This is a genomic window from Ruegeria sediminis, assembly GCF_005938215.1.
In the GTDB taxonomy this organism is placed as follows: domain Bacteria; phylum Pseudomonadota; class Alphaproteobacteria; order Rhodobacterales; family Rhodobacteraceae; genus Ruegeria; species Ruegeria sediminis.
On sequence record NZ_VCPD01000006.1, the window covers coordinates 39,399 to 62,327 of the forward strand.

The 22,929-nt window shown below is 63.0% G+C and carries 21 protein-coding genes; 13 read left to right on the forward strand and 8 right to left on the reverse strand.

What is annotated here, in order from left to right:
• Positions 1-5 precede the first annotated feature (5 nt).
• The 7 genes from FGK63_RS15845 (at position 6) to FGK63_RS15875 (ending at position 10,740) form a co-directional block, all read left to right on the forward strand.
• A complete protein-coding gene (locus FGK63_RS15845) occupies positions 6-443 on the forward strand; it encodes a GFA family protein (RefSeq protein WP_138844022.1) in 438 nt (145 codons plus the stop codon).
• Positions 440-4,972, forward strand: a complete 4,533-nt coding sequence (gltB, locus tag FGK63_RS15850; RefSeq protein ID WP_138844024.1) for a glutamate synthase large subunit — start codon at positions 440-442, stop codon at positions 4,970-4,972. The genes FGK63_RS15845 and gltB overlap by 4 nt, the downstream gene beginning before the upstream one ends.
• A 184-nt stretch (positions 4,973-5,156) precedes the next feature.
• Positions 5,157-6,074 carry a Hint domain-containing protein gene (locus tag FGK63_RS15855; protein ID WP_138844025.1) on the forward strand — a complete coding sequence of 306 codons (918 nt, stop codon included), beginning with the start codon at positions 5,157-5,159 and terminating at the stop codon, positions 6,072-6,074.
• Positions 6,075-6,113: 39 nt separating this feature from the next.
• Entirely contained in the window at positions 6,114-6,854 is a 741-nt protein-coding gene (mtgA, locus tag FGK63_RS15860; protein ID WP_138844027.1) for a monofunctional biosynthetic peptidoglycan transglycosylase, read from the forward strand.
• Positions 6,855-6,912: 58 nt separating this feature from the next.
• Positions 6,913-7,578: an FtsZ-binding protein FzlA gene (gene fzlA / locus FGK63_RS15865; protein WP_138844434.1), complete on the forward strand. Its 666-nt coding sequence runs from the start codon at positions 6,913-6,915 to the stop codon at positions 7,576-7,578.
• Positions 7,579-7,626: 48 nt separating this feature from the next.
• Positions 7,627-8,664, forward strand: a complete 1,038-nt coding sequence (gene queG, locus FGK63_RS15870; protein WP_138844029.1) for a tRNA epoxyqueuosine(34) reductase QueG — start codon at positions 7,627-7,629, stop codon at positions 8,662-8,664.
• 72 nt (positions 8,665-8,736) lie between these two features.
• A complete protein-coding gene (locus FGK63_RS15875; RefSeq protein ID WP_138844031.1) occupies positions 8,737-10,740 on the forward strand; it encodes a hydantoinase/oxoprolinase family protein in 2,004 nt (667 codons plus the stop codon).
• Between the two features lie 47 nt (positions 10,741-10,787).
• Here FGK63_RS15875 and msrA read toward each other — a convergent pair whose 3' ends face one another.
• Together msrA and msrB are read right to left on the reverse strand one after the other, a co-directional pair.
• Positions 10,788-11,300: a peptide-methionine (S)-S-oxide reductase MsrA gene (gene msrA, locus FGK63_RS15880; protein ID WP_138844033.1), complete on the reverse strand. Its 513-nt coding sequence runs from the start codon at positions 11,298-11,300 to the stop codon at positions 10,788-10,790.
• Positions 11,297-11,746 (reverse strand): peptide-methionine (R)-S-oxide reductase MsrB, encoded by a 450-nt coding sequence (gene msrB, locus FGK63_RS15885; RefSeq protein WP_138844035.1) that lies wholly within the window; start codon positions 11,744-11,746, stop codon positions 11,297-11,299. The genes msrA and msrB overlap by 4 nt, the downstream gene beginning before the upstream one ends.
• A 144-nt stretch (positions 11,747-11,890) precedes the next feature.
• Here msrB and FGK63_RS15890 point away from each other — a divergent pair, with 144 nt between their 5' ends.
• Complete coding sequence (locus tag FGK63_RS15890; RefSeq protein WP_138844037.1) at positions 11,891-12,412, forward strand: glutathione peroxidase; 522 nt, start codon at positions 11,891-11,893, stop codon at positions 12,410-12,412.
• Here FGK63_RS15890 and FGK63_RS15895 read toward each other — a convergent pair.
• The 4 genes from FGK63_RS15895 to ade all read right to left on the reverse strand — a co-directional run bounded on the left by FGK63_RS15895 (position 12,409) and on the right by ade (position 17,105).
• Positions 12,409-13,287, reverse strand: coding sequence for a DMT family transporter (locus FGK63_RS15895; protein WP_138844039.1), 879 nt, complete (start codon positions 13,285-13,287; stop codon positions 12,409-12,411). The two genes, FGK63_RS15890 and FGK63_RS15895, sit on opposite strands and share 4 nt — an antisense overlap.
• A gap of 137 nt (positions 13,288-13,424) precedes the next feature.
• The gene (locus FGK63_RS15900; RefSeq protein WP_138844041.1) at positions 13,425-13,712 is read right to left on the reverse strand and encodes an HU family DNA-binding protein; all 288 of its coding nucleotides are present in this window, start codon (positions 13,710-13,712) and stop codon (positions 13,425-13,427) included.
• Between the two features lie 130 nt (positions 13,713-13,842).
• A complete protein-coding gene (locus FGK63_RS15905; RefSeq protein WP_138844043.1) occupies positions 13,843-15,306 on the reverse strand; it encodes an AMP nucleosidase in 1,464 nt (487 codons plus the stop codon).
• Complete coding sequence (gene ade / locus FGK63_RS15910) at positions 15,303-17,105, reverse strand: adenine deaminase (RefSeq protein WP_138844046.1); 1,803 nt, start codon at positions 17,103-17,105, stop codon at positions 15,303-15,305. The genes FGK63_RS15905 and ade overlap by 4 nt, the downstream gene beginning before the upstream one ends.
• 111 nt (positions 17,106-17,216) lie before the next feature.
• Here ade and FGK63_RS15915 point away from each other — a divergent pair, with 111 nt between their 5' ends.
• Entirely contained in the window at positions 17,217-17,645 is a 429-nt protein-coding gene (locus FGK63_RS15915; protein WP_138844048.1) for a VOC family protein, read from the forward strand.
• Here the strand turns inward: FGK63_RS15915 and FGK63_RS15920 are convergent, their stop codons facing one another.
• Entirely contained in the window at positions 17,646-18,527 is an 882-nt protein-coding gene (locus FGK63_RS15920; RefSeq protein WP_138844050.1) for a LysR family transcriptional regulator, read from the reverse strand.
• A 124-nt stretch (positions 18,528-18,651) separates the two neighbouring features.
• On the opposite strand from FGK63_RS15920, the gene FGK63_RS15925 reads away from it, so the two are divergent.
• From FGK63_RS15925 to FGK63_RS15935, 4 genes are read left to right on the forward strand one after another with little or no spacing between them, the layout of a single operon-like run.
• Complete coding sequence (locus tag FGK63_RS15925) at positions 18,652-19,407, forward strand: class II aldolase and adducin N-terminal domain-containing protein (RefSeq protein WP_138844052.1); 756 nt, start codon at positions 18,652-18,654, stop codon at positions 19,405-19,407.
• Between the two features lie 10 nt (positions 19,408-19,417).
• Positions 19,418-19,549 carry a hypothetical protein gene (locus FGK63_RS21135; protein WP_281282124.1) on the forward strand — a complete coding sequence of 44 codons (132 nt, stop codon included), beginning with the start codon at positions 19,418-19,420 and terminating at the stop codon, positions 19,547-19,549.
• Positions 19,528-20,844: a M24 family metallopeptidase gene (locus FGK63_RS15930; protein ID WP_138844053.1), complete on the forward strand. Its 1,317-nt coding sequence runs from the start codon at positions 19,528-19,530 to the stop codon at positions 20,842-20,844. Before FGK63_RS21135 ends, FGK63_RS15930 begins: the two co-directional genes overlap by 22 nt.
• 26 nt (positions 20,845-20,870) lie before the next feature.
• On the forward strand, positions 20,871-21,902 hold the full coding sequence (locus FGK63_RS15935; RefSeq protein WP_138844055.1) for a sterol desaturase family protein: 1,032 nt from the start codon (positions 20,871-20,873) through the stop codon (positions 21,900-21,902).
• A gap of 13 nt (positions 21,903-21,915) precedes the next feature.
• Here the strand turns inward: FGK63_RS15935 and FGK63_RS15940 are convergent, their stop codons facing one another.
• Positions 21,916-22,863 carry a GlxA family transcriptional regulator gene (locus FGK63_RS15940; protein WP_138844057.1) on the reverse strand — a complete coding sequence of 316 codons (948 nt, stop codon included), beginning with the start codon at positions 22,861-22,863 and terminating at the stop codon, positions 21,916-21,918.
• Positions 22,864-22,929: the final 66 nt, after the last annotated feature.

The following is a 22,929-nucleotide window of genomic DNA, read 5'->3' on the forward strand; positions in this document are numbered from 1 at the left end:
CGGCAATGACCGAGCTTTCCGGTCAGTGCATGTGCGGTGCGGTCACCGTGACTGCGACACCGGTGCGCAAGGCGCTTGGCGCGTGCCATTGCGACATGTGCCGGCGTTGGAGCAGCAGCGCCTTCGTCAGCTTCCAGGCCGAGCCGGGCTATGCCGCGCTTGGGCCGGTGCGGACCTACAGATCTTCGGACTGGGCGGAACGCGCCTTTTGCGAGGAATGCGGATCGTCGCTCTGGTACCGGGTGACGGCGCCGGGAAAGATGCATGGACAGACGCAGATGGCCGCCGGACTGTTCGAGAATGCGGGCGGCAGCGCCCTGAAACTGGAACTCTATATCGACAAGAAGCCCGCGGGATACACGTTCGAAGGTGAACGCCGCCAGATGACCGAAGCCGAGGTCATGGCCATGTACGCCCCGTCGGAACAAGGAGACAGCCAATGACAAAATACGATGCCGATTGGGTGCGGGCAGAAGAAGCCAAGCGCAAATGGATGGCCGAAAACGGTCTCTATTCCGAGGAAGAAGAGCATTCCTCCTGCGGTGTGGGCCTCGTCGTTTCGGTCGACGGCAAGAAAAGCCGCAAGGTGGTTCAGGCCGGGATCAATGCGCTCAAGGCGATCTGGCACCGGGGCGCAGTAGATGCCGACGGCAAGACCGGCGACGGCGCGGGCATCCATGTGCAGATCCCGGTTCCCTTCTTCTATGACCAGATCGAGCGCACCGGCCACAAGCCGCGAATGGACGAACTGGTCGCCGTCGGTCAGGTTTTCCTGCCGCGCACCGATTTCGGCGCGCAGGAACGCTGCCGGACCATCGTGGAAACCGAAGTGCTGCGCATGGGCTACTACATCTACGGCTGGCGTCACGTGCCGGTCGATGTGACCTGCCTGGGCGAAAAGGCCAACGCGACGCGGCCCGAGATCGAACAGATCCTGATTTCGAATTCAAAGGGCGTGGACGAAGAGACCTTCGAGCGCGAGCTCTACGTGATCCGCCGCCGGATAGAAAAGGCGGCGACGGCCGCGGGCATTTCCGGTCTTTACGTGGCGTCGCTGTCCTGCCGGTCGATCATCTACAAGGGCATGATGCTGGCCGAGCAGGTGGCTGTTTTCTACCCGGACCTGATGGACGAGCGCTTCGAATCCGCCTTCGCGATCTACCACCAGCGGTATTCGACCAACACCTTCCCGCAATGGTGGCTGGCGCAGCCGTTCCGGATGCTCGCGCATAACGGCGAGATCAACACGCTGAAGGGCAACCTCAACTGGATGAAAAGCCATGAGATCCGCATGGCATCGTCCTTCTTCGGCGAACTGGCCGAAGACATCAAACCGATCGTGCCCGGCGGCGCATCGGACTCGGCGGCGCTGGACTGCGTGTTCGAAGTGATGGTGCGCGCCGGCCGCAATGCGCCGATGGCCAAGACCATGCTGGTGCCGGAAAGCTGGTCCAAGCAGGCGGTGGAACTGCCGCAGGCCTGGGTCGACATGTATTCCTACTGCAACTCGGTGATGGAGCCGTGGGACGGTCCCGCCGCTTTGGCGATGACCGATGGACGCTGGGTCTGCGCCGGGCTCGACCGCAATGGCCTGCGCCCGATGCGCTACGTGGTGACCGGCGACGGTCTGCTGATCGCGGGTTCCGAGGCGGGCATGGTGCCGGTGAACGAGGCGGCCGTGGTCGAGAAAGGCGCCCTCGGTCCGGGGCAGATGATCGCCGTGGACATGGGCGCGGGCAAGCTCTACCACGACCGGGCGCTCAAGGATCTGCTGGCCGCCTCCCGCCCCTTCGGCGAATGGGTCGGCAAGATCAACAACCTTGAAGACGAGCTGAAGGGCGTTGCCGAGAAGCCGCTGTTCACGGGCGAGGAACTGCGCAAGCGCCAGATCGCGGCTGGCTACACCATCGAGGAGCTCGAGCAGATCCTCGCTCCAATGGCCGAGGACGGCAAGGAGGCGCTGGCCTCGATGGGCGACGACACGCCGTCGGCGGTTCTCAGCAAGTTGTACCGCCCGCTCAGCCATTTCTTCCGCCAGAACTTCAGCCAGGTGACCAACCCGCCGATCGACAGTTTGCGCGAATACCGCGTCATGTCGCTGAAAACGCGGTTCGGCAACCTCAAGAACGTGCTGGACGAAGACAGCAGCCAGACCGAGATCATCGTGCTGGAAAGCCCCTTCATCGGCAACACCCAGTGGCAGAAACTGGTCGAGAACTTCAACGCGCCGATGGTCGAGATCGACTGTACCTTCGAATCGGGTTCCGGTGCGCTCAGCGCGGCTTTGGCCCGTATCAGAGCCGAAGCGGAAGAGGCCGTGCGCTCGGGTGCCGGCCATCTGGTGCTGACCGATCAGTATTCCGGGCCGGGCAAGGTGGCCATGCCGATGATCCTGGCGACATCGGCCGTGCATTCTCACCTGACCCGCAAGGGCCTGCGCACATTCTGTTCGCTGAACGTCCGCTCGGCCGAATGCATCGACCCGCATTACTTCGCGGTTCTCATCGGCTGCGGCGCGACCGTCGTGAACGCCTATCTGGCCGAGGATTCCATCGCCGAGCGGATCGAACGCGGCCTGCTGGACGGCAGCCTGACCGAGAACGTCGCCCGCTATCGCGAAGCCATCGACCAGGGCCTGCTCAAGATCATGTCCAAGATGGGCATTTCGGTCGTCTCCTCGTATCGCGGCGGCCTGAACTTTGAAGCCGTCGGTCTGAGCCGTGCCATGGTGGCGGAATATTTCCCCGGCATGACCTCGCGCATTTCTGGCATCGGCGTGAAAGGCATCCAGGCAAAGGCCGAGGAGATCCATGCCAAGGGATGGGAATCCGGGCTCGAGGTTCTGCCCATCGGCGGCTTCTACAAGGCGCGCAAGTCGGGCGAGACCCATGCCTGGGAAGCGACGACGATGCACATGTTGCAGATGGCGTGCAACCGGGCCTCTTACGAGTTGTGGAAGCAGTATTCGGCCAAGATGCAGTCCAACCCGCCGATCCATCTGCGGGACCTGATGGATTTCAAACCGCTGGGCAAGCCGGTGCCGATCGAAGAGGTCGAATCGATTACCTCGATCCGCAAACGGTTCGTGACGCCGGGCATGTCGCTGGGCGCGCTGTCGCCCGAGGCGCACAAGACGCTGAACGTCGCCATGAACCGGATCGGCGCCAAGTCCGATTCAGGCGAAGGCGGCGAGGATCCGGCGCATTTCGTGCCCGAACCGAACGGCGACAACCCCTCGGCCAAGATCAAGCAGGTGGCTTCGGGCCGGTTCGGCGTGACCGCCGAATACCTGAACGCCTGCGAAGAGCTTGAGATCAAGGTGGCCCAGGGCGCCAAGCCGGGCGAAGGCGGCCAGTTGCCGGGCATGAAGGTCACCAACCTGATCGCGCGCCTGCGCCATTCGACCAAGGGCGTGACGCTGATTTCGCCGCCGCCGCACCATGACATCTACTCGATCGAGGATCTGGCGCAGCTGATATATGACCTCAAGCAGATCAACCCGCGCTGCAAGGTAACGGTGAAACTGGTCGCCTCGTCGGGTGTCGGTACGATCGCAGCCGGCGTGGCAAAGGCCAAGGCGGACATCATCCTGATCTCGGGCCACAATGGCGGCACCGGCGCTTCGCCGGCGACCTCGATCAAATATGCGGGTCTGCCCTGGGAGATGGGCCTGACCGAGGCGCATCAGGTTCTGGCGATGAACAACCTGCGCGGCCGGGTGACGCTGCGCACCGATGGCGGTCTGCGCACCGGCCGCGACATCGTGATGGCCGCGATGATGGGGGCCGAGGAATACGGCATCGGCACCGCCGCCCTGATCGCGATGGGCTGCATCATGGTGCGTCAGTGCCAGTCCAACACCTGCCCCGTCGGTGTCTGCACGCAGGACGAATCCCTGCGCGCCAAGTTCACCGGGAGCGCGGAGAAGGTGGTGAACCTGATCACCTTCTATGCGCAGGAAGTCCGGGAAATCCTGGCATCGATCGGCGTACGGTCGTTGGACGAGATCATCGGTCGGGCGGATCTGCTGGCGCAGGTCAGCCGCGGCTCGGCGCATCTGGACGATCTGGACCTGAACCCGCTGCTGATCACCGTCGATGGCGCGTCCGAGATCGTCTACAATCGCGACAAGGAACGCAACGCGGTGCCGGACACGCTGGATGCCGAAATCGTGCGCGACGCCGCGCGGTTCCTCAAGGACGGCGAAAAGATGCAGCTGTCCTATGCCGTGCAGAATACGCACCGGACAGTCGGAACGCGGGTTTCCAGCCACATCGTGCAGAATTTCGGCATGCGGAACACGTTCCAGCCCGACCACCTGCACGTGAAGCTGAAGGGTTCGGCCGGGCAGTCGCTGGGCGCCTTCGCAGCGCCCGGGCTCAAGCTTGAGGTCTCGGGCGACGCCAACGACTATGTCGGCAAGGGCCTTTCGGGGGGCACCATTGTGGTACGCCCGCCACAGGTCAGCCCGCTGCAGGCGGACAGGAACACCATCATCGGCAACACCGTCCTGTACGGCGCAACCGCTGGCTATCTCTTTGCCGCTGGCCGGGCGGGCGAGCGTTTCGCGGTGCGGAACTCGGGCGCGTCGGTCGTGGTCGAAGGCTGCGGATCGAACGGGTGCGAGTACATGACCGGCGGCGTCGCGGTGATCCTGGGCGAGATCGGCGCCAATTTCGGCGCCGGGATGACCGGAGGCATGGCCTATCTGCATGACCCTGAAGGCAAGTCCAAGCTGTTGATGAACATGGAAACATTGGTGACATGCCCCGTCGAGGTGGAGCATTGGGAAGCGCAGCTCAAGGGACTGATCGAGCGTCATGCGCAAGAAACCAAGAGCCGCAAGGCCATCGACATCCTGCAGCATTGGGAACTGGAGCGGACCAATTTCGTTCAGGTGTGCCCGAAGGAAATGCTCGACAAGCTCGGCCATCCGCTGAGCCTGGAAAAGGCCGCCGTTCCCGCCGAATAGGCTGAGGGAGCAGCCTCACGAGTTTGCCCACGTGCGGTTCTGCCGCGCGTGGGTTTTCTTTTATGGCCACTTGGGCACCAATTATGCTTGCGGCATTGCCGGCAATCGACCAAATTTCGTCTCAAAATAATCAGAATGTGCCGGACAATAGGCACATGGAGGATGACCGAGCAGGAGGCCCCGGATGCCGACGAGCTACACGGACCAGTTCTATTTGATGGACCCCGCTAACCCGCCGCCGGCGGGAACGAACCTGACGGTTCAGAACCTGGTCATGATCGACCAGAACGACGATGGGGATATCGACCGTTTCAACAACGACAGAGTCAACGGCTCCGACGTCCAAAGTTCCTGGCCCGGGGATACGATCACGATCAACGTTCCCGGCGTCGGGAACGTCACCTACACGGGAACGACATTCTATCTGGCGAACGGTCAACGGGTGTTCACGCCCACAGACGGCAAGGTCCTTCAGGATGGAACCTTCGTTTCGTCGTCGTTCGTGACCACCCAGGGACCCCTGAACGTCCCGGGCGATCTGGGGCCACCCTGCTTCACCCCCGGCACGATGATCCGCACGCCGGATGGCGAGCGCGCCATCGAGGATCTGCAGCCCGGCGATCTGGTCGAAACCGTGGACAGCGGCCCGCAGCCCGTGCTCTGGATCGGACGGACCCGTGTCGCCGCCGAGGGCAAGCTGGCGCCCGTCAGGTTCGAAGCCGGCGTTCTCGGGCTCTCCCGCCCGCTGCTGGTATCGCCGCAGCACAGGATGCTGATCGACGATTGGCGCGCCGAGTATTTCTTTGGCTTTGACGAGGTCCTGGTTGCCGCACATAGCTTGGTCAACGGCACCACTGTCACCCGCGAAGAGGGCGGCGAGGTCGAATACATCCATCTGCTGTTCGCCGACCACGAGATGATCGTTTCCAACGGCGCCATCAGCGAAAGCTATTTCCCCGGCCACGCCCTGTCGCGCTCGGACCGCGAGACTCAGGCGGAACTCCTTTCGTTGTTTCCGGAACTGACGACCCCGACCGCCGAAGACATGTGGACCGTTCGGCCCGTTCTGCGCACGCGCGAGGCTCGGCTGATGGCGATTTAGGGCATTCCCCCGAGCCGCAGGGCCACGTATAGCTGGCACATGGCACAGAAAGCAGCGCGAAAAACAGGCCGCAAAAAATCATCCGGAAGCAGGGCGAAAAACGCCACTCCGATCTGGCGCAGGGCCACAAGGCTATTGGCGCGCGGCGCGGTGATTCTCGCCGTCGCGCTGGTGGCGCTTGTCCTGCTCTATTCGGTCGTCAATCCGCCGGTGACCCATACGATCTGGTCCGAGTGGCGGCGGTTGGGCCGGGTTGAGCGCGATTGGGTGCCGATCGAACAGATCGCCCCGGTCATGGCCCGGTCCGCGGTCGCGGCCGAGGACGCCAATTTCTGCTTGCACTGGGGCTTTGACGTGAACGCGATCCGGGCCGCGCTGGAAGAAGGCGGAAATCGCGGCGCATCGACCATTTCGCAGCAGGTGGTCAAGAACGTGTTCCTGTGGCAGGGCCGCAGCTGGGTCCGCAAGGCTCTTGAGACGTCGATCACGCCGATGGTCGAGCTGATCTGGACCAAGCGCCGCATTCTGGAGGTCTATCTGAACGTGGCGGAGACGGGCGAGGGCGTATTTGGCGTCGAGGCGGCGGCCCGGAAATATTTCGGTGTCGGCGCGGGCGACCTGTCGCCAACACAGGCGGCCCGGATCGCCGCCATCCTGCCGTCGCCACGCCAGAGATCGGTGGCGGACCCATCCGTGGGCACCCGCAGGCGAGCGGCGGCGATCCGTGACGGTGCGGCCACCATCCGCGCAGATGGTCGCGCCGATTGTTTCGAGGATTGAAACCCGTAGGCCAGCAAGGCTATTGCTGTTGGACATTCATCAGTACTACCGGAATTCCATGGCGCGACTGTTTCACGTTCCCTTATCTCCATTTTGCCGCAAGGTCCGGCTGTCGCTTGCGGAAAAGAAGATCGAAGTCGAACTCGTTGAAGAACGGTATTGGGACCGTGACCCGGATTTCCTGCGGCGCAATCCGGCCGGCAAGGTTCCGGTCCTGCGCCTGGACGGGCATGTCATGTCCGAAAGCGCCGCGATCTGCGAATACATCGAGGAAACCCGACCCGAACCGTCGCTGATGCCCGCCAAACCCGAGGCCCGCTTTGAAGTTCGCCGTTTGGTCGGTTGGTTCGACGACAAGTTCCACAACGAAGTGACGTCGAAGCTGCTTTATGAACGGGTCAACAAGAAGGTGACCGGCCAAGGCTATCCCGACAGCAAGAACGTCAAGGAAGGCGCGCGGGCGATCAAATACCATCTGGACTACATGGCCTGGTTGCTGGATCACAGGCGCTGGCTAGCGGGTGATCAGATGACCCTGGCGGATTTCGCCGCCGCCGCGCATCTGTCGTCGCTGGACTATATCTCGGATGTGGATTGGAATCGCAGCCAGGTGGTCAAGGACTGGTACGCCAAGATCAAGTCGCGCCCGGCCTTCCGCTCGATCCTTGCGGATCAGGTTCCGGGATTCCGGCCGCCGCTCCATTACGCCGATCTGGATTTCTGATATCAACGGGCATCACGAACTGACTGCCCCGGAGATCGTATCGGTCGGATGATGGACGAATCCGTGTTGAAGAAAAGGTTGGTTGCGCAAGCCCTGTCCGAAGGGTTCGCCGCCTGCCGGATATGCCGCCCCTGGGACGTACCCGAGGTGCCGGAACGGCTGGCGGCGTTTATCGAGGCCGGCTATCACGGCCAGATGGGATGGATGGCCGAGCGCACGCATTGGCGCGGCGACCCTGCAGCCCTGTGGCCCGAGGCGCGATCGGTGATCATGCTGGCCGAAAGCTATGCCCCCGAACATGATCCGACCGAGGTTCTGAACCACCCGGATCGCGGTGCGATCTCGGTCTATGCGCAGAACAAGGATTATCATGACCTGGTCAAGAAACGCCTCAAGCGGCTGGCGCGCTGGCTGATCGCCGAGGCTGGCGGCGAGGTGAAGGTTTTCGTAGACACTGCGCCGGTGCCCGAAAAGGCATTGGGTCAGGCGGCAGGTTTGGGGTGGCAAGGCAAGCACACCAACCTGTTGAGCCGGGATTGGGGCAATTGGGCCTTTTTAGGATCTGTTTTCACCACGCTCGACCTGCCGGCGGATGCGCCGGAAACGGATCGCTGCGGGTCCTGCCGGGCGTGTCTGGACAGTTGCCCGACAGATGCCTTTCCGGCCCCTTACCGGATCGATGCGCGGCGCTGCATCTCGTACCTCACGATCGAACATAAGGGGCCGGTGGACGAAGAGTTGCGGGCAAAACTGGGCAATCGGATCTATGGTTGCGACGATTGCCTTGCGGCCTGTCCGTGGAACAAATTCGCCGTCGCGGCCAGCGACATGCGATATGCCGCGCGCGGCGATTTGCGGGCGCCCAAGCTCGCCGAACTGGCCATGCTTGACGATGCGGCGTTCCGGGCAAAGTTCTCGGGGTCGCCCATCAAGCGGATCGGAAGGGATCGGTTCGTGCGCAACGTGCTTTATGCGATCGGGAACTCGGGCCAGCCTGACCTTCTGCCTACGGCGCGGGCGCTGACCGGCGACCCGGATCCTGCGGTTGCGGACGCGGCACAATGGGCGGTGAAACGATTGTCGTAAGTGCCGCAAACAGGCGGGACGTGTCGCGCCAAGTCGGTAAACCCGTGCCAAGCGAACAGAAGGAGGACCCCAATGGCGTTGGCTTTGGGTGTTGATACGGGCGGGACCTATACGGATGCGGTTCTGGTCCGGGACGAGAAAGCGGTTGTGGCGTCGGCGAAATCCCTGACGACACGCTCGGACCTGGCGATCGGCGTGGGCAAGGCGATAACGGCGGTTCTGGCCGAGGCCGGCGTTTCGCCCGCCGAGATATCGATGGCGTCGCTGTCCACGACGCTTGCCACCAATGCCCTGGTCGAAGGACAGGGAGGCCGCGTCGCGCTGATTTACATCGGGTTCCGTGAAAGCGATCTGGACAAGCACGGGCTCAAGGATGCGCTCAAGGGCGACCCTGCGCTGGTGATTGCCGGCGGGCATAGCCATGCGGGCAACGAGGTGGCCCCCTTGGATCTGGATGCCTTGGCCGAATTCCTGGAGGTCAACACCGGCATCTCCGGGTTTGCGGTGGCCGCGCAATTCGCGACGCGCAACCCGGCGCACGAGTTGGAGGCCGCGCGGATCGTCGCGGAAAGAACCGGAGCGCCGGTGACCTGCTCGCATCACCTGTCCGCCAAGCTGAACGGGCCGAGGCGCGCGGTGACGGCGGTGCTGAATGCGCGCTTGATCGGCATGATCGACCGCCTGATCGGACGGGCGCAGGATACGTTGAAGGATCTGTGTATCACCGCTCCGATGATGGTGGTTCGCGGCGATGGCGCCTTGATGAGCGCAGAGCAGGCGCGCGAGCGGCCGATCGAGACAATTCTCAGCGGGCCGGCGGCCTCGATCGTGGGCGCGCGCTGGCTGACCGGGGTCGAGAATGCGCTGGTTTCGGACATCGGCGGTACGACGACGGATGTGGCGCTGATCCGCGACGGCAAGCCCGCCATCGATCCGGCCGGAGCGCGAGTCGGCGGTTTCCGAACCATGGTCGAGGCTGTGGCCATGCGGACTCACGGCCTGGGGGGAGACAGCCAGGTGCACGTCGTGGCCGAAGGGTTGAAGGGCGGGGTGTTTCTGGGCCCCCGCCGGGTCTTGCCGGTATCGCTGATCGCGGCGGAGGCGGGCGCGGTGATCCATGCTGCGCTGGACGAGCAGTTGCGCGCCACCACTGTCGGCGAGCATGACGCCCGTTTCGCCCGCATCGTGCCGGGGATACCCACCGAGGGCGTCGGGCCGCGGGAAAGCGTGCTGCTGGAGCGGCTAGGGAACAAGGTCCTTCCCTTGGGCGATCTTTTGCGAACCCGGATGGAGAATGGGGCGCTGGCCCGGTTGGTGGATCGCGGCATCGTGCAGGTTTCCGGGGTCACGCCTTCGGACGCCAGCCACGTTCTTGGGCAACTGGACAGTTGGGATGCCGATGCGGCGCGAAAGGCGCTCGAGTTGTTCGCGCGCAAGCGGGTGGGGTCCGGCGACCGGCTCGCCGGTGACCCGGACGAATTGGCGCGAATGATCATCGATCAGCTGACCGAACAAACCGCTTTGACTTTGTTAGAGACTGCATTTTCCGAAGAGGCCGAGGATTTCGGCGTTGCGCCCGAAGATCTGGCGCGGCACGTGCTGACCCAGCGCGGGCTGGCACGGCACCGCGGTCTTCTGGCGATGGATGTTTCGCTCAACGTCGATGTCGTGGGCTTGGGCGCATCTGCGCCCAGCTATTACCCGGCCGTGGGCGAACGGCTGCATTGCAGCATGATCCTGCCCGAGCACACGGGCGTCGCAAACGCCGTCGGGGCCGTGGTGGGCCGCGTCACTTTCCGCCGGGCCGGGACGGTGACCAGCCCCTCGGAAGGCCGCTACCGGGTGCATCTGGAGGATGGCCCGCAGGACTTCGGCGAATCGGACGAAGCCTTGGCGCTGCTCGAGGAAATTCTGCGGGCCGAGGCGGAAGGCGCAGTCAAGGAAGCCGGTGCCGAGAATATCCGGGTCCTGGTCGAGCGGGATATTCGCACCGCACAGATCGAGGGACGCGAGGTCTTCGTCGAAGGGATGCTGACGGTCGAAGCCAGCGGACGGCCGCGCGTGGCGTTGGGCTGAAAATCCCCTCTCCGTGCAACGGGGAGGGGAATCTTCGTCGGAAGATGCTATTCCGCCGCGTCCGACCGCTTGGGCAGCACCCAGTCAGGGCGCGGGAAATGGCAGGTGTAGCCGTTCGGAATCCGTTCCAGGTAATCCTGATGTTCCGGTTCGGCCTCCCAGAACTCACCGACCGGTTCGACCTCGGTGACGACCTTGCCCGGCCACAAGCCACTGGCGTTCACATCTGCGATTGTGTCCAGCGCCACCTGTTTCTGCTCCTTGTCCACGTAGTAGATCGCGGAACGGTAGCTCATCCCGATGTCGTTGCCCTGGCGGTTCACTGTCGTGGGGTCGTGGATCTGGAAGAAGAACTCCAGCAGGTCTCTGAACGTGATCCCGGCCGGATCGAACCAGATCTCGATCCCTTCGGCATGGGTTCCGTGGTTGCGATAGGTGGCATTGGGCACATCGCCGCCGGTATAGCCGACGCGCGTGCGCTTGACGCCGGGCAGCTTGCGGATCAAGTCCTGCATGCCCCAGAAACAGCCTCCGGCCAGAACGGCGCGTTGTTCGGTCATTCTACGTCCTCCACTTGATCCAGATAGTCTCCGTATCCTTCGGCCTCCATGTCGTCGCGATGGATGAACCGCAACGCCGCCGAATTGATGCAATATCGCAGCCCGCCACGATGCAGCGGGCCATCGGGAAAGACATGCCCCAGGTGGCTGTCGCCGTGTTTCGAGCGGACTTCGGTGCGGATCATGCCCAGGCTGCGATCCTCGAATTCCTCGACATGCGCCGGTTCGATCGGTTTGGTGAAACTTGGCCAGCCGCACCCCGAGTCGTATTTGTGCGACGATGCGAACAAGGGCTCGCCCGACACGATGTCCACATAGATGCCGGGTTCCTTGTTGTGCAGGTGTTTGCCGGTGCCGGGGCGTTCGGTTCCGCCGCGCTGCGTGACGTGGAACTCTTCGGGCGAAAGGTTTGCGATGACCTCGGGGGCCTTCTTGTAGCGAGTCATGGCTTCTCCTGGGCACTGTGTTCTTGTGGCAGAAAATGGGGTGCCGGCGGTGGAATGCAAAGGCCAATTTTTTCGGTCAACGAAAAGTCCTCTGTGTGATCCGGTTCCGTCGTGCCATCGTAAACGGGTAAAGGGAGGTGAAAGATGTTTCGGATTCTCTTGCTGGCGGTACTGTTGATTGTGGGGCGGGGCGCGCAATCCGCGCCCGTCGCGGGCGAATTCGCGTCGATCGACGGTGGAACACTTGCGATCGAAGACTGGCGCGGTCGTCCGGTTCTTGTGGTCAACACGGCCTCTCAATGTGGGTTCACCGGACAATATGCGGCTCTGCAAAGGCTGTTCGATACCTATTCAGGACGTGGGCTCGTGGTGCTGGCGGTACCCTCCGACGACTTCAACCAGGAATTGGACAGCGCCGAAGCGGTCAAGGAGTTCTGCGAGTTGAACTATGACCTGACCTTGCCGATGACCGACATAACGCATGTGCGAGGCGCCAGGGCGCACCCATTCTACAAGGCAGTGAAGGCGGAAACGGGATTTGAACCGGGTTGGAACTTCAACAAGGTTCTTATCGCCCCGGACGGTTCGGTGGCCGCCACCTATGGATCGACCGTCCGTCCCGAGTCCCGCAAGCTTGTGGAGCAGATCGAGGCGTTCTTGCCCTAGGCGGTTTTCGGGACAGGTTGCCGCGATAGTTGCACGGCCAGGATACCTAGCGTCGTGATCATGACGCCGACCGCGTCCAATGCGCCCAGTCGTTCGTTCAGCAATGCGGCAGCGATGGCCACGCCGAAGACGGGATTTAGGAAATGAAAGGTTGCGGCACGGGTCGCGCCGATGCGGTGCAGCAGCAGGAACCAGACCAAGGTGGCGGTGAGGCCGGGAACAAGGGTCGTGTAGGCGAAAGCCAGCGCAAGCGGCACCGTCGGGTTGATGCGGATCGTTTCGAACAGGGGCGCCACCGCGAACAGGACCGCCGAGCCGACAAGCATCTGAAGTCCCACCACCATCATGAAGTTTCCGCCGGACGTGGCGCCGCGCACGGCCAGGGTGGCGAAGGTCAGGGCCAAGGCCCCGATCCCGCACAGGACCACGCCGAACAGATCGACCCCGGCGTTGATCCTTGCGCTCATGATCAATGCGACCCCGGCGAACCCGGCGAACAGACCCATGATGCCGAGCGGACGCAGCTTTTCACCGAACAGCAGCCAGCTTGCCAAGGCGACGAGCAGCGGCATGGTCGATGCGATGACGGCGGCCAGCGATGCTTCGACTGTCTGCATGGCGTAGAAGTTCAGCCCGAGATAAAGCGCGTTCTGGCAGATGCCGAACAGGATGGTGGCGTACCATTGCGACCGCGTCAGGCGCCAGCTTTGCCCCATGGCCCGCGCGATCATCACGCCCAGAATGCCGGATATCAGGAATCGCAAGGCAAGCGAAAACAGGGGCGACGCGTCGGCGACGATGATCCTGGCCGAGGTGAAGGCCGAAGACCACATGAAGGCAAAAGCCAGCCCCATGGCCATCGCGCGCGGATCCATGATGCCCCCTGTTTCAAGTTGCCCGGACTGTTCCCGATAAACCCCTGGCGTGCAAGTCCCGGCAGCGGGGCGTGTTCCAAAAGAAAAAGGGCCGCGCATTGGCGACCCTTGATCCTTCGGATCGGTTTGCGATCCGATCAGCCGTTCACGCTGTCCTTCAGGGCCTTGGCGATGGTCATCTTCACCACCTTGTCGGCTTCCTTGGTGAAGGTCTCGCCGGTGGCGGGGTTGCGCACCTGGCGCTCGGGGCGCTCACGGCAGTAGATTTTGCCGACGCCCGGCAGGGTCACTGCGCCGCCGGCCGAAACTTCGCGCGTGATCAGGCCGGTGATGGCCTCCAGCGCGTGGTTTGCGGATTTCTTGTCGGTTCCCATTTCCTCGGCCAGTGCTGCGACGAGCTGAGTCTTGGTCATAGGCTTTGCCATTTCTTGGTCTCCTTACAGTGCCCGATCCATAGGGCCTCACCGCGTAACTGTAACGGGATATTGTGGCGGAACACAACGAATAGTAGCGTCCGAACCCCCAAAAATATGGGGATTTCGTTGCTTTTTTGCTTCAGAGGAAGGCCGTTTCGTCGAAAGAACGCAATTTCCGGCTGTGCAGGCGCTCCAAAGGCATCCCCCGAAGCGCTTCCATCGCCCGGATTCCGATGGCCAGATGGCGGCTGACCTGGGTTGTATAGAACGCCGAAGCCATGCCGGGAAGCTTCAATTCTCCATGCAACGGCTTGTCCGATACGCACAGCAATGTCCCATAGGGAACGCGGAACCGATAGCCGTTGGCGGCGATGGTGGCGCTTTCCATGTCCAGCGCGATGGCGCGGGACTGGCTGAGCCGCTGCACGGGCCCGGACTGGTCCCGCAATTCCCAGTTCCGGTTGTCGACCGAGGCGACGGTGCCGGTCCGCATGATGCGCTTGAGCTCGTAACCTTCCAGTTCGGTGATCTCGGCCACCGCCTGTTCCAAAGCGACCTGGATCTCGGCCAGGGGCGGGATCGGAACCCAGACCGGCAGGTCGTCGTCCAGAACCTTGTCTTCGCGCAGATAGGCATGTGCCAGAACGAAATCCCCCAACGCCTGCGTGTTGCGCAACCCGGCGCAATGGCCGAGCATCAGCCAGGCATGGGGCCGCAGCACCGCGATATGGTCGGTTGCCGTCTTGGCGTTCGACGGTCCGACGCCGATATTGACCAGCGTGATGCCCGATCCGTCCTCGCGTTTCAGGTGATAGGTCGGCATCTGCGGCAGTTTCAGCGGCAGCTGGATCTCCGCTTCGGGGTCAGATATCTCGACGTTTCCGGTCGACACGAAACTGTAGTACCCGCTTGACGGGTCGGCCAGTTGGGCGCGGGCGAAGGCCTCAAACTCCGACACGTAGAACTGGTAGTTCGTGAACAGAACGTGGTTCTGGAAATGTTCGGCATCGGTTGCGGTGTAATGGGCCAGCCGGGCCAGCGAATAGTCGATGCGCTGGGCGGTGAACAGCGCCAGCGGCCCGACCCCGTTTTCGCTGACATGTGTCCCGTTGACGATGTCGTCATTGGTGGTTGTCAGGTCCGGCACGTCGAACACGTCCCGCAATGTGAAGCCGGCGGCACCTTGCTGTGGGACTTCCATGTCCGGATTCTTGGCAACGGCGAAATGCACAGGTATCGGCGTTTCCGAGGGGCCGATCGTGACCGGCTGCCCGTGATTCCGGATCAGCAGGCCGATCTGTTGCGTCAGGTAGGACCGGAACAGGTCCGGCCGTGTGACCGTGGTGGCGTGGTTGCCGGGTTCGGCAACGTGTCCAAAACTCAACCGGCTGTCGACATGGGCATAGGTTGAGGTCGAGATGCGGATTTCCGGATAGAAGGCGCGATACCGTTCGGTCGGCGCCCCGTTCTTCATCACTTCGGCGAAACCGTCGCAGAGAAAGCGGGTGGCCTGTTCATACAGCTCTTCAAGCCGCGCCACCGCTGCAACCGGATCGGTGAAACTCTCGTCGGCAGGGGCGTCAGGTGTTCTTACAGTCTTCATGCAAGCGGTTCCAACAGGTCGATCTTTTCAAACGTTCGCACGTCCACCAGCCCGAGGTCGGAAATGCGCAGCTCGGGTATCACCACAAGGGCCAGCAGCGAATGCTGCATGTAGGCGTTGTTCAGTCTGCAACCGCAGGCCTGCATCGCCTCGACCATCTTCTGCGCCTTGGCCGCGACCTGCGTGGCCGGGCTGTCGGACATCAGGCCGGCGATCGGCAGTTCCACCAGCGCCAGTTCCTCGTCATCGCGAAAGATGGTGACGCCGCCGCCGACCTCGGCCAACCGGTTCGCCGCCAGCGCCATCTGTTCGCGGCAGGTTCCCACGACGATCATGTGGTGGCTGTCATGCGCCACGGTCGAGGCCATGGCCATCTTGCCCTGATAGCCGAAACCCGAAACGAAGGCATTGGTGACGCCGCCGGTCGCCCGGTGCCTTTCGACCAGCGCGATCTGGCAGGTTTCGCCCTCGGCTTCGACCAGACCGCCGATGACCGGCAACTCGGCCTTGAGCGCCTTGGTCGGGGCTTGGTTCTCGACGACGCCGATCACGTTCGCTCGAACGCGGTTGGCGCCTTGCGGGGCGGGGATCTCGAAGTCCTTGCCGGTCAGAAGATGACCCAGATGCACGGTGTTCCGCGCCGCGTCCGGCCAGTCGAAATGAGGGCAATCGACCCTGATCTCGCCGTTCTCGGCAACCACCCTACCGCGCGCCATCACCAGTTCGATGGGCAGTTCGGTCAGATCCGAACTCAGAATGATGTCTGCGCGACGCCCGGGCGCAATCGAGCCGATCTCGCGTTCCAGTCCGAAATGTGTGGCGGTGTTGATCGTTGCCATCTGAAGCGCAATCAGCGGGTCGCAGCCGCAGGCGATCGCATGGCGCACGACGCGGTTCATGTGACCATCGTTGACCAACGTGCCCGAGTGGCAATCGTCGGTGCACAGGATGAAGTTCCGCGGGTCCAGCCCCTTTTCGGTGACGGCGGTGATCTGGCTGGCGACATCGTACCAGGCCGAGCCGAGCCGCATCATCGACCGCATTCCCTGCCGCACACGGGCGATTGCATCGGCTTCGCAGGTTCCCTCGTGGTCGTCCGCTGGTCCGCCGGCCACATAGGCGGCAAAAGCCGGGCCGAGATCGGGTGACGCGTAGTGCCCGCCCACCGTCTTGCCGGCCCGCTGGGTCGCAGCGATTTCGGCCAGCATCTTGGGGTCGGCATTGGAAACGCCGGGAAAGTTCATCATCTCGCCCAGCCCGATGATGCCGGGCCAGGTCATAGCCTCGGCCACGTCCTCGGGCGTGATCTCGAAGCCGGTGGTTTCCAAACCCGGCGCCGAAGGCGCGCAGGATGGCATCTGGGTAAAGATGTTGACCGGCTGCAGCAGCGCCTCGTCATGCATCATGCGCACGCCTTCCAGCCCCAGAACGTTGGCGATTTCATGCGGGTCGGTGAACATGGATGTGGTGCCATGCGGGATCACGGCGCGGGCGAACTCGGCCGGGGTCAACATGCCGGATTCAATATGCATATGCGCGTCGCAGAGGCCGGGGATCATGTAGCGTCCGTCCGCCTCGATGATCTCGGTGTCCGGCCCGATGCAATGCGAGGCGTCCGGCCCGACAAAGGCGATCCGGCCTTCGGCGATGGCGATGGAGTGATCCGGCAGCGCCTCGCGGCTGTGGACATTGATCCAGACCCCGCCCCGGATGACCGTGTCGGCGGCTTCGCGTCCGGCGGCAACGGCGATCAGGCGGGGGGCGACATCGGGCCAACTTGGGAAATGAGCATGATCCATGGCTCAACTTTCCCGAATGCGCCGACGGGCGCAAGCCCCGTCGTGCGCTTGTCGCCGCGGGGTCGCGCAAGATGGCTTGACCGGCAGGATACGAGGGCGGAAGCTGCCGTCATGGACTATGAGACGATAGATGCGGATGGGTTTGGCCGCTCGCTCCGGGGGTTGGGTTTGAACCTCCTGGTGCGGGATGTTCAGGCAGAATGCGCCTTTTTAGAGACTGTTTTTGACATGAAATGCCATCAGGTGACGGCGAATTTCGCGATCGTCACCTATGGCGATCAGGTTTTCCAGCTTCACGTGGATGGGACGTATCACTCGAATCCGCTGCTTGGGCTTTTGCCAGAAACGCCGCCGCGCGGCGCGGGAGTGGAGATCAGGTTGTTCGACACCGATCCCGATCTTGCCGAAAGCCGAGCCGCCGAAGCGGGCGCGACAGTCCTGCAGACGGCGACCGACAAACCGCACGGCCTGCGCGAGGCCTACATCCTGTGTGAGAACGGCTATGCCTGGGTGCCGAGCCGCCCGAAGGAAACACGGTAGTTATCGCCGCGGATCCACTTCCAAGGCGATTTCGCCGCGGATCCAGTTGGCGAAAGCGACCGCCCCCGGCGTTTCTTCAGCTTGCGGGGACAGCAGCAGGTAATAGGCTTCGGGCATCGGCGCGCGATGGGCGAATGGCGCGATCAGACGGCCTTCGTTCAACAGCCGTTTGGCGATCGTATCATGCGCCAGGCACAGCCCGCCGCCTGCCATCGCGACCGACAGGCTGACCATGTAGGTGGTGGCGTAGGTGATCGGAGGATCCGGCCACGGCAACCCCTGATCCTCGGCCCAACTCGCCCAATTCGACAGCAGGTTCGAACAATCGTAGAGCGGCTGGTGATGCAGATCCTCCAGAGTAACCGGAAAGCCGGGGGCGCAGACGGGATAGTAGTGATCGGTCCGCAGCATTTCCGTGCGCACCGTGTCGGCCGGGCGCAGCGAATAGCGGATCTCGACCGCCGCGCCCTCGGCCATTTCGCGGGGCTCCCACAACTCGGTGAAGATGTTCAGATGCACTTCCGGGTGCAGGGCGCGAAAGGCGGGCAGGCGAGGGGCCAGCCAGTTCACCGCGAAGGTGATGTTGCACTGCACCTGCACCGTGTTCTGCCGGTCGCCGGTCACGGCCTGCGTCCCCCGAACCAGTGTCCGGAACGCTTCGCGGACCACCGGCAGATAGGTGATCCCGGCCTCGGTCAGTTCCAGCGCCCTGGGGCGGCGGTGGAACAGGGGCTGGCCCAGATAACCCTCCAGCGACTTGATCTGCTGGCTCACCGCGCTTTGCGTCATGTTCAGGTCGCGCGCCGCGCCCGTGAAGGACAGGTGGCGCGCCGCCGCTTCGAACGTGCGGAGCCAGCCGAGCGGTGGGAGAGACGTCTTCATCGCATAACCTTGCCATAAGCGATACTAATGAGAAAGTCGTGATTTTTTCGTTGGTCAAAGAGGGGCAGCGGATGCAGGTTTTCCCAAACCCAAGGCGTATGCCGTGGCAACCGGGAGAATCGAGATGAGCGTTACCAATCTGCGGCCGAATATCGATCACTGGCAGGAACGCGTGGACATGGCCGCCGCCTTCCGCTGGACCGAGCGTCTGAACATGCATGAAGGGGTGGCCAACCATTTCAGCTTGGCCGTGAACGAGGATGGCACCCGGTTCCTGATGAACCCGAACCAGATGCACTTTGCGCGCATCCGCGCCTCCGACCTGTTGCTGCTCGACGCCGACGACCCGGACACCATGAACAAGCCCGGCGCGCCGGACCCGACTGCCTGGGGTCTGCACGGGTCCATCCACCGGCAATGCCCGCATGCGCGTTGCGTCATGCATGTGCATTCGATCTTTGCCACCGTTCTGGCCTCGCTCGCCGACAGCAACCTGCCGCCGATCGACCAGAATACAGCCACCTTCTACAACCGCTACGTGATCGACGAGGAATTCGGAGGTCTGGCCTTCGAGAGCGAGGGTGAACGCTGCGCCACGATGCTGCAGGACCCGAAGAAGAAAGTCATGATCATGGGCAATCACGGCGTTCTGGTCATCGGCAGCGATACGGCGGATGCGCTGAACAGGCTCTATTATTTCGAGCGTGCAGCCGAAACCTTCATCCGCGCCTTGCAGACGGGGCAGAAGCTTCGGGTGCTGTCGGACGAAATCGCCGAAAAAACCGCTCAGGAACTCGACGACTATCCCGGTCAGGCCGAGGCGCATATGCGCGAGATCAAGGCCATTCTCGATACCGAAGGCTCGACCTACGCCCAGTAGGAAAGCCGCGATGATGGACACGGACATGCTCGGTGGCCTTTCGGCAAGCCGCAACCGTGCTGCTGCCTGTGCGCAGCAGAAGAAGGCAGTGCATTGGAAACGTGAAAAGGCCCTGAACACATGGACGCCCGAGTTCCCCTGAACGACGCCACCGACTACAGCAGGCGATTCGCGGCCAAGCCCCGGCCACTGACGCTGGAACAGGCCGCCTGGATGACACCGCCGACGCAACTGGTGGATACCGAGGGCATGATCGACGTGCCCCGGATGCGGCGCTATCGCCAGAACCGTCTGCGCGAACAGATGAAGGCGCACGGACTCGCGGCGGTGATCCTGACCGATCCGCTGTCCATCCGCTACGCCACCGGCGTCCGCAACTGCACCCTGTTCCAGATGCACATTCACGCGGGCTATCTTTTTCTGCCCGCCGAAGGCCCGGTGATCTATTTCGACAGCGAGCCGGGGCGCGAGACCGGGGCGCAGCTTGAGACCATCGACGAGATCCGCGCGGACCTGATGCCGCTCAGCTACATGTTCGCGGGCTACCGCCACCAGGAATGGTGCGCCAAGTGGGCGAAACAGATGAAGGCCCTGGTGGCCGAGCACTGTGGCGGCGAAACCCGGATCGGGGTCGAACGCACCGCGCCTCTGCCGCATCAGGCGCTGGAAAAAGAGGGTCTGACATTGGCCGATGCGGGCGAGGCGCTGGCCCACGCGCGAAAGATCAAGTCGCCGGAAGAGATCCTGTGCATGAACCAGACCATCGCCGTGGCCGAGGACGGCATGACCCGGATGCGCAATCACCTGGTCAACGGCATCACCGAACAGCAACTCTGGAGCCACATGTGGGCCGCCAATATCGAGGGCGGCGGCGAATGGATCGACTATCGCCTGCTGGCCTCGGGCGAGCGGACCAACCCGTGGCAGCAGGAGGCCAGCAGCCGCACCATCCGCGCAGGCGACCTGGTGGTGTTCGACTGCGGCTTGGTCGGTCCTTGGAGCTATGGCGCCGACATTTCGCGCGCCTATCACTGCGGGCCCGGGCGACCGTCGGACGAGCAGTGCAGGCTCTATCAATATGCCCACAACGAGGTGATGCACAACGCCTCGCTGCTGCGCCCGGGCATCAGCTTCCGCGAGCTGATCGACCGGCGCTATCGCCAGCCCGACGGCTACAACGAACAGACCTATCCCTGCATGATGCACGGCCTGGGCATGGCCGACGAATACCCGGTGATCTACTACCCCGAGGATGAGCAGTTCCATTACGACGGCGAGTTGGAGCCGGGAATGGTGATCTGCGTCGAAAGCTATGTGGGCAAGCTGGGCGGGCACGAGGGGGTCAAGCTCGAGGACCAATACGTCATCACCGACACAGGCGCGATTTGTCTGTCGCGCTACCCGTTCGAAGACGCGCTGCTGTCGCGCGAGATCTGAGTTTTGGCAAACAGGGAGACGCCAAAATGACCGATGCCATATCGACCCTAAACAAGGCGATCGAACCGATCCAGGGTGAACGGATGGAGGAGATGAGCCGGGAATGGAACTACCACCCCAAGCTACCGCTCCATAACCCCTCCATCTTCCGCTGGCCTCCCGATCCGGCTTTCCTGGCGCGTTGGCTGGCCCGCAACTGGCTGACGCTGAGCGAGCGGGTGATGATGACGCTCCTCGCCATTGCGCTGTGGTTTTTCTTCTACCCGTCGCTGGAAACGGCCCGGACTTTCGCTTTCGGCTGGATCCTGCAGGTATGGGTGGTGAATTTCGCGATGATCTTTGCCATGGCCGGCGGCCTGCACTGGTATTTCTACATGCGCAAGCGGCAGGGCAAGAAGCTGAAGTTCGAACACCGGGACCAGGGCAAGGACAACAAGCTTTGGGATTTCAACGACCAGGTCAAAGACAACATGTTCTGGTCGCTGGGTTCGGGTGTGCTGCAGCTGACCGGGTTCCAGGTTGTCACCATGTGGCTGATGGCCAACGGCTATGCGCCGGTCATCACCTTTGCCGAGCACCCGGTCTGGTTCGTTCTGTGGCTTATCATCCTGCCGATGTGGTCGGCCTTGCATTTCTACTGGGTGCACCGGTTGCTGCATCAGCCGTTTCTCTACAAACGGGTGCATTCGCTGCATCATCGCAACGTGAACATTGGGCCGTGGTCGGGGTTCTCGATGCATCCGGTCGAGCATTTCCTCTACCTGAGCACGCTCTGCATCCACTGGATCGTGCCGTCGCATCCGATCCACCTGTATTTCCACATCGTGTTCCAGGGGCCGGGCGCGGCGATGACCCACACCGGTTACGAAGACCTGCTGATCAAGGACAAGCGGCGGCTGGCGCTGGGCACCTTCTATCACCAGCTGCACCACCGCTATTACGAGTGCAACTACGGCAATCAGGAGATGCCCTGGGACCGCTGGTTCGGCACCTTCCACGACGGCTCGCCCGAGGCGACCGCCGAGACCCGCGCCCGCAAGAAGCGCATGTTCGGCTGAGGGTCTTCGGACTTCAGGACGCCGACGCCCGTACCGACCGCGGCGAGGTGCCGAATTCGGCGCGAAACGCGCGGGTCATGGCGCTTGGATCGTCATAGCCGGCGCGCAGGGCGATCTCGCCGATGGGCAGATCGGTTTCGGCCACCAGTTTGCGCGCCAGGTTCAGCCGCAGACGGCGGTAGACCTGCGTCGGGCTTGCGCCCAGATCGGCGCGCATCCGCGCCTCGAGCACCTTTTGCGAGCGGCCGACGCGCCGCGCGATCTCGGGGATCGACAGCGGTGTTTCCAGATGCTCCTGCATCAATGCCAGCGCCCGGTTGACGAAGGCGCTGGCCGATCCCGCCCCGCCCATATGCGACCGGGCCGAGTCTCGGGTCATGAACAGTTGGGCGACTTCCAGCGCCAGCGCCTGACCCTGATCGCGTCCGATGAGATGCATCACAAGGTCGAAGGCGGCCATGGCGCCCGAACAGGTGATGCGGTTGCCGTCGATGACGTAGCGCTCGCGGCAGGTGGCGACCTCGGGGAAACGTTCAGAAAAAGCCGTCAGTTCCTCCCAATGGATGGTGGCGCGATGACCGTCGAGCAGCCCGGCCTCGGCCAGCAGCCAGCTTCCGGTATCCATGCCGGCCATGGCGCGAAACCGGGTAGCGGCCGCACGCAGGCTGGCCTGCGTGCGCCAGCCGCTGTGACCGAGAAAGCCGTAGGAAGGCATCACCACCAGCATGTCTCCCGCCGCGTTGCTGAGCGTGTCATGCGGCGAAACCTGCAGGCCCGAGGATGACGTGACCGGACCTGCGGTCAGGGACAGGAACTGCCAGCGATAAAGCGCGCGGGCTGACAGGGTGTTGGCCGCCCGCATCGGCTCGACCGTGTTGGCGAGGCAATGGTTGGAAAACCCGTCGAACAGCAGTACGCCGAAATGTTGCGTTGCAGAGTATGATTTCGTCCATTCTTGCACGAAGAATATCTAACCCTGCATGATCCAGTACGCAAGACCCGCAAGTGTAGGCGCAACGCCGGCATG

Coding starts and splice junctions, on each gene's coding strand:
- FGK63_RS15925 (WP_138844052.1), top strand. CDS start 18,652: ATGAGCGTTACCAATCTGCGGCCGAATATCGATCACTGGCAGGAACGC.
- FGK63_RS15890 (WP_138844037.1), top strand. CDS start 11,891: ATGTTTCGGATTCTCTTGCTGGCGGTACTGTTGATTGTGGGGCGGGGC.
- FGK63_RS15935 (WP_138844055.1), top strand. CDS start 20,871: ATGACCGATGCCATATCGACCCTAAACAAGGCGATCGAACCGATCCAG.
- FGK63_RS15920 (WP_138844050.1), bottom strand. CDS start 18,527: ATGAAGACGTCTCTCCCACCGCTCGGCTGGCTCCGCACGTTCGAAGCG.
- mtgA (WP_138844027.1), top strand. CDS start 6,114: ATGGCACAGAAAGCAGCGCGAAAAACAGGCCGCAAAAAATCATCCGGA.
- FGK63_RS15905 (WP_138844043.1), bottom strand. CDS start 15,306: ATGAAGACTGTAAGAACACCTGACGCCCCTGCCGACGAGAGTTTCACC.
- queG (WP_138844029.1), top strand. CDS start 7,627: ATGATGGACGAATCCGTGTTGAAGAAAAGGTTGGTTGCGCAAGCCCTG.
- gltB (WP_138844024.1), top strand. CDS start 440: ATGACAAAATACGATGCCGATTGGGTGCGGGCAGAAGAAGCCAAGCGC.
- FGK63_RS15845 (WP_138844022.1), top strand. CDS start 6: ATGACCGAGCTTTCCGGTCAGTGCATGTGCGGTGCGGTCACCGTGACT.
- FGK63_RS21135 (WP_281282124.1), top strand. CDS start 19,418: ATGATGGACACGGACATGCTCGGTGGCCTTTCGGCAAGCCGCAACCGT.
- FGK63_RS15930 (WP_138844053.1), top strand. CDS start 19,528: ATGGACGCCCGAGTTCCCCTGAACGACGCCACCGACTACAGCAGGCGA.
- FGK63_RS15855 (WP_138844025.1), top strand. CDS start 5,157: ATGCCGACGAGCTACACGGACCAGTTCTATTTGATGGACCCCGCTAAC.
- ade (WP_138844046.1), bottom strand. CDS start 17,105: ATGGATCATGCTCATTTCCCAAGTTGGCCCGATGTCGCCCCCCGCCTG.
- msrA (WP_138844033.1), bottom strand. CDS start 11,300: ATGACCGAACAACGCGCCGTTCTGGCCGGAGGCTGTTTCTGGGGCATG.
- fzlA (WP_138844434.1), top strand. CDS start 6,913: ATGGCGCGACTGTTTCACGTTCCCTTATCTCCATTTTGCCGCAAGGTC.
- FGK63_RS15875 (WP_138844031.1), top strand. CDS start 8,737: ATGGCGTTGGCTTTGGGTGTTGATACGGGCGGGACCTATACGGATGCG.
- msrB (WP_138844035.1), bottom strand. CDS start 11,746: ATGACTCGCTACAAGAAGGCCCCCGAGGTCATCGCAAACCTTTCGCCC.
- FGK63_RS15915 (WP_138844048.1), top strand. CDS start 17,217: ATGGACTATGAGACGATAGATGCGGATGGGTTTGGCCGCTCGCTCCGG.
- FGK63_RS15895 (WP_138844039.1), bottom strand. CDS start 13,287: ATGGATCCGCGCGCGATGGCCATGGGGCTGGCTTTTGCCTTCATGTGG.
- FGK63_RS15900 (WP_138844041.1), bottom strand. CDS start 13,712: ATGGCAAAGCCTATGACCAAGACTCAGCTCGTCGCAGCACTGGCCGAG.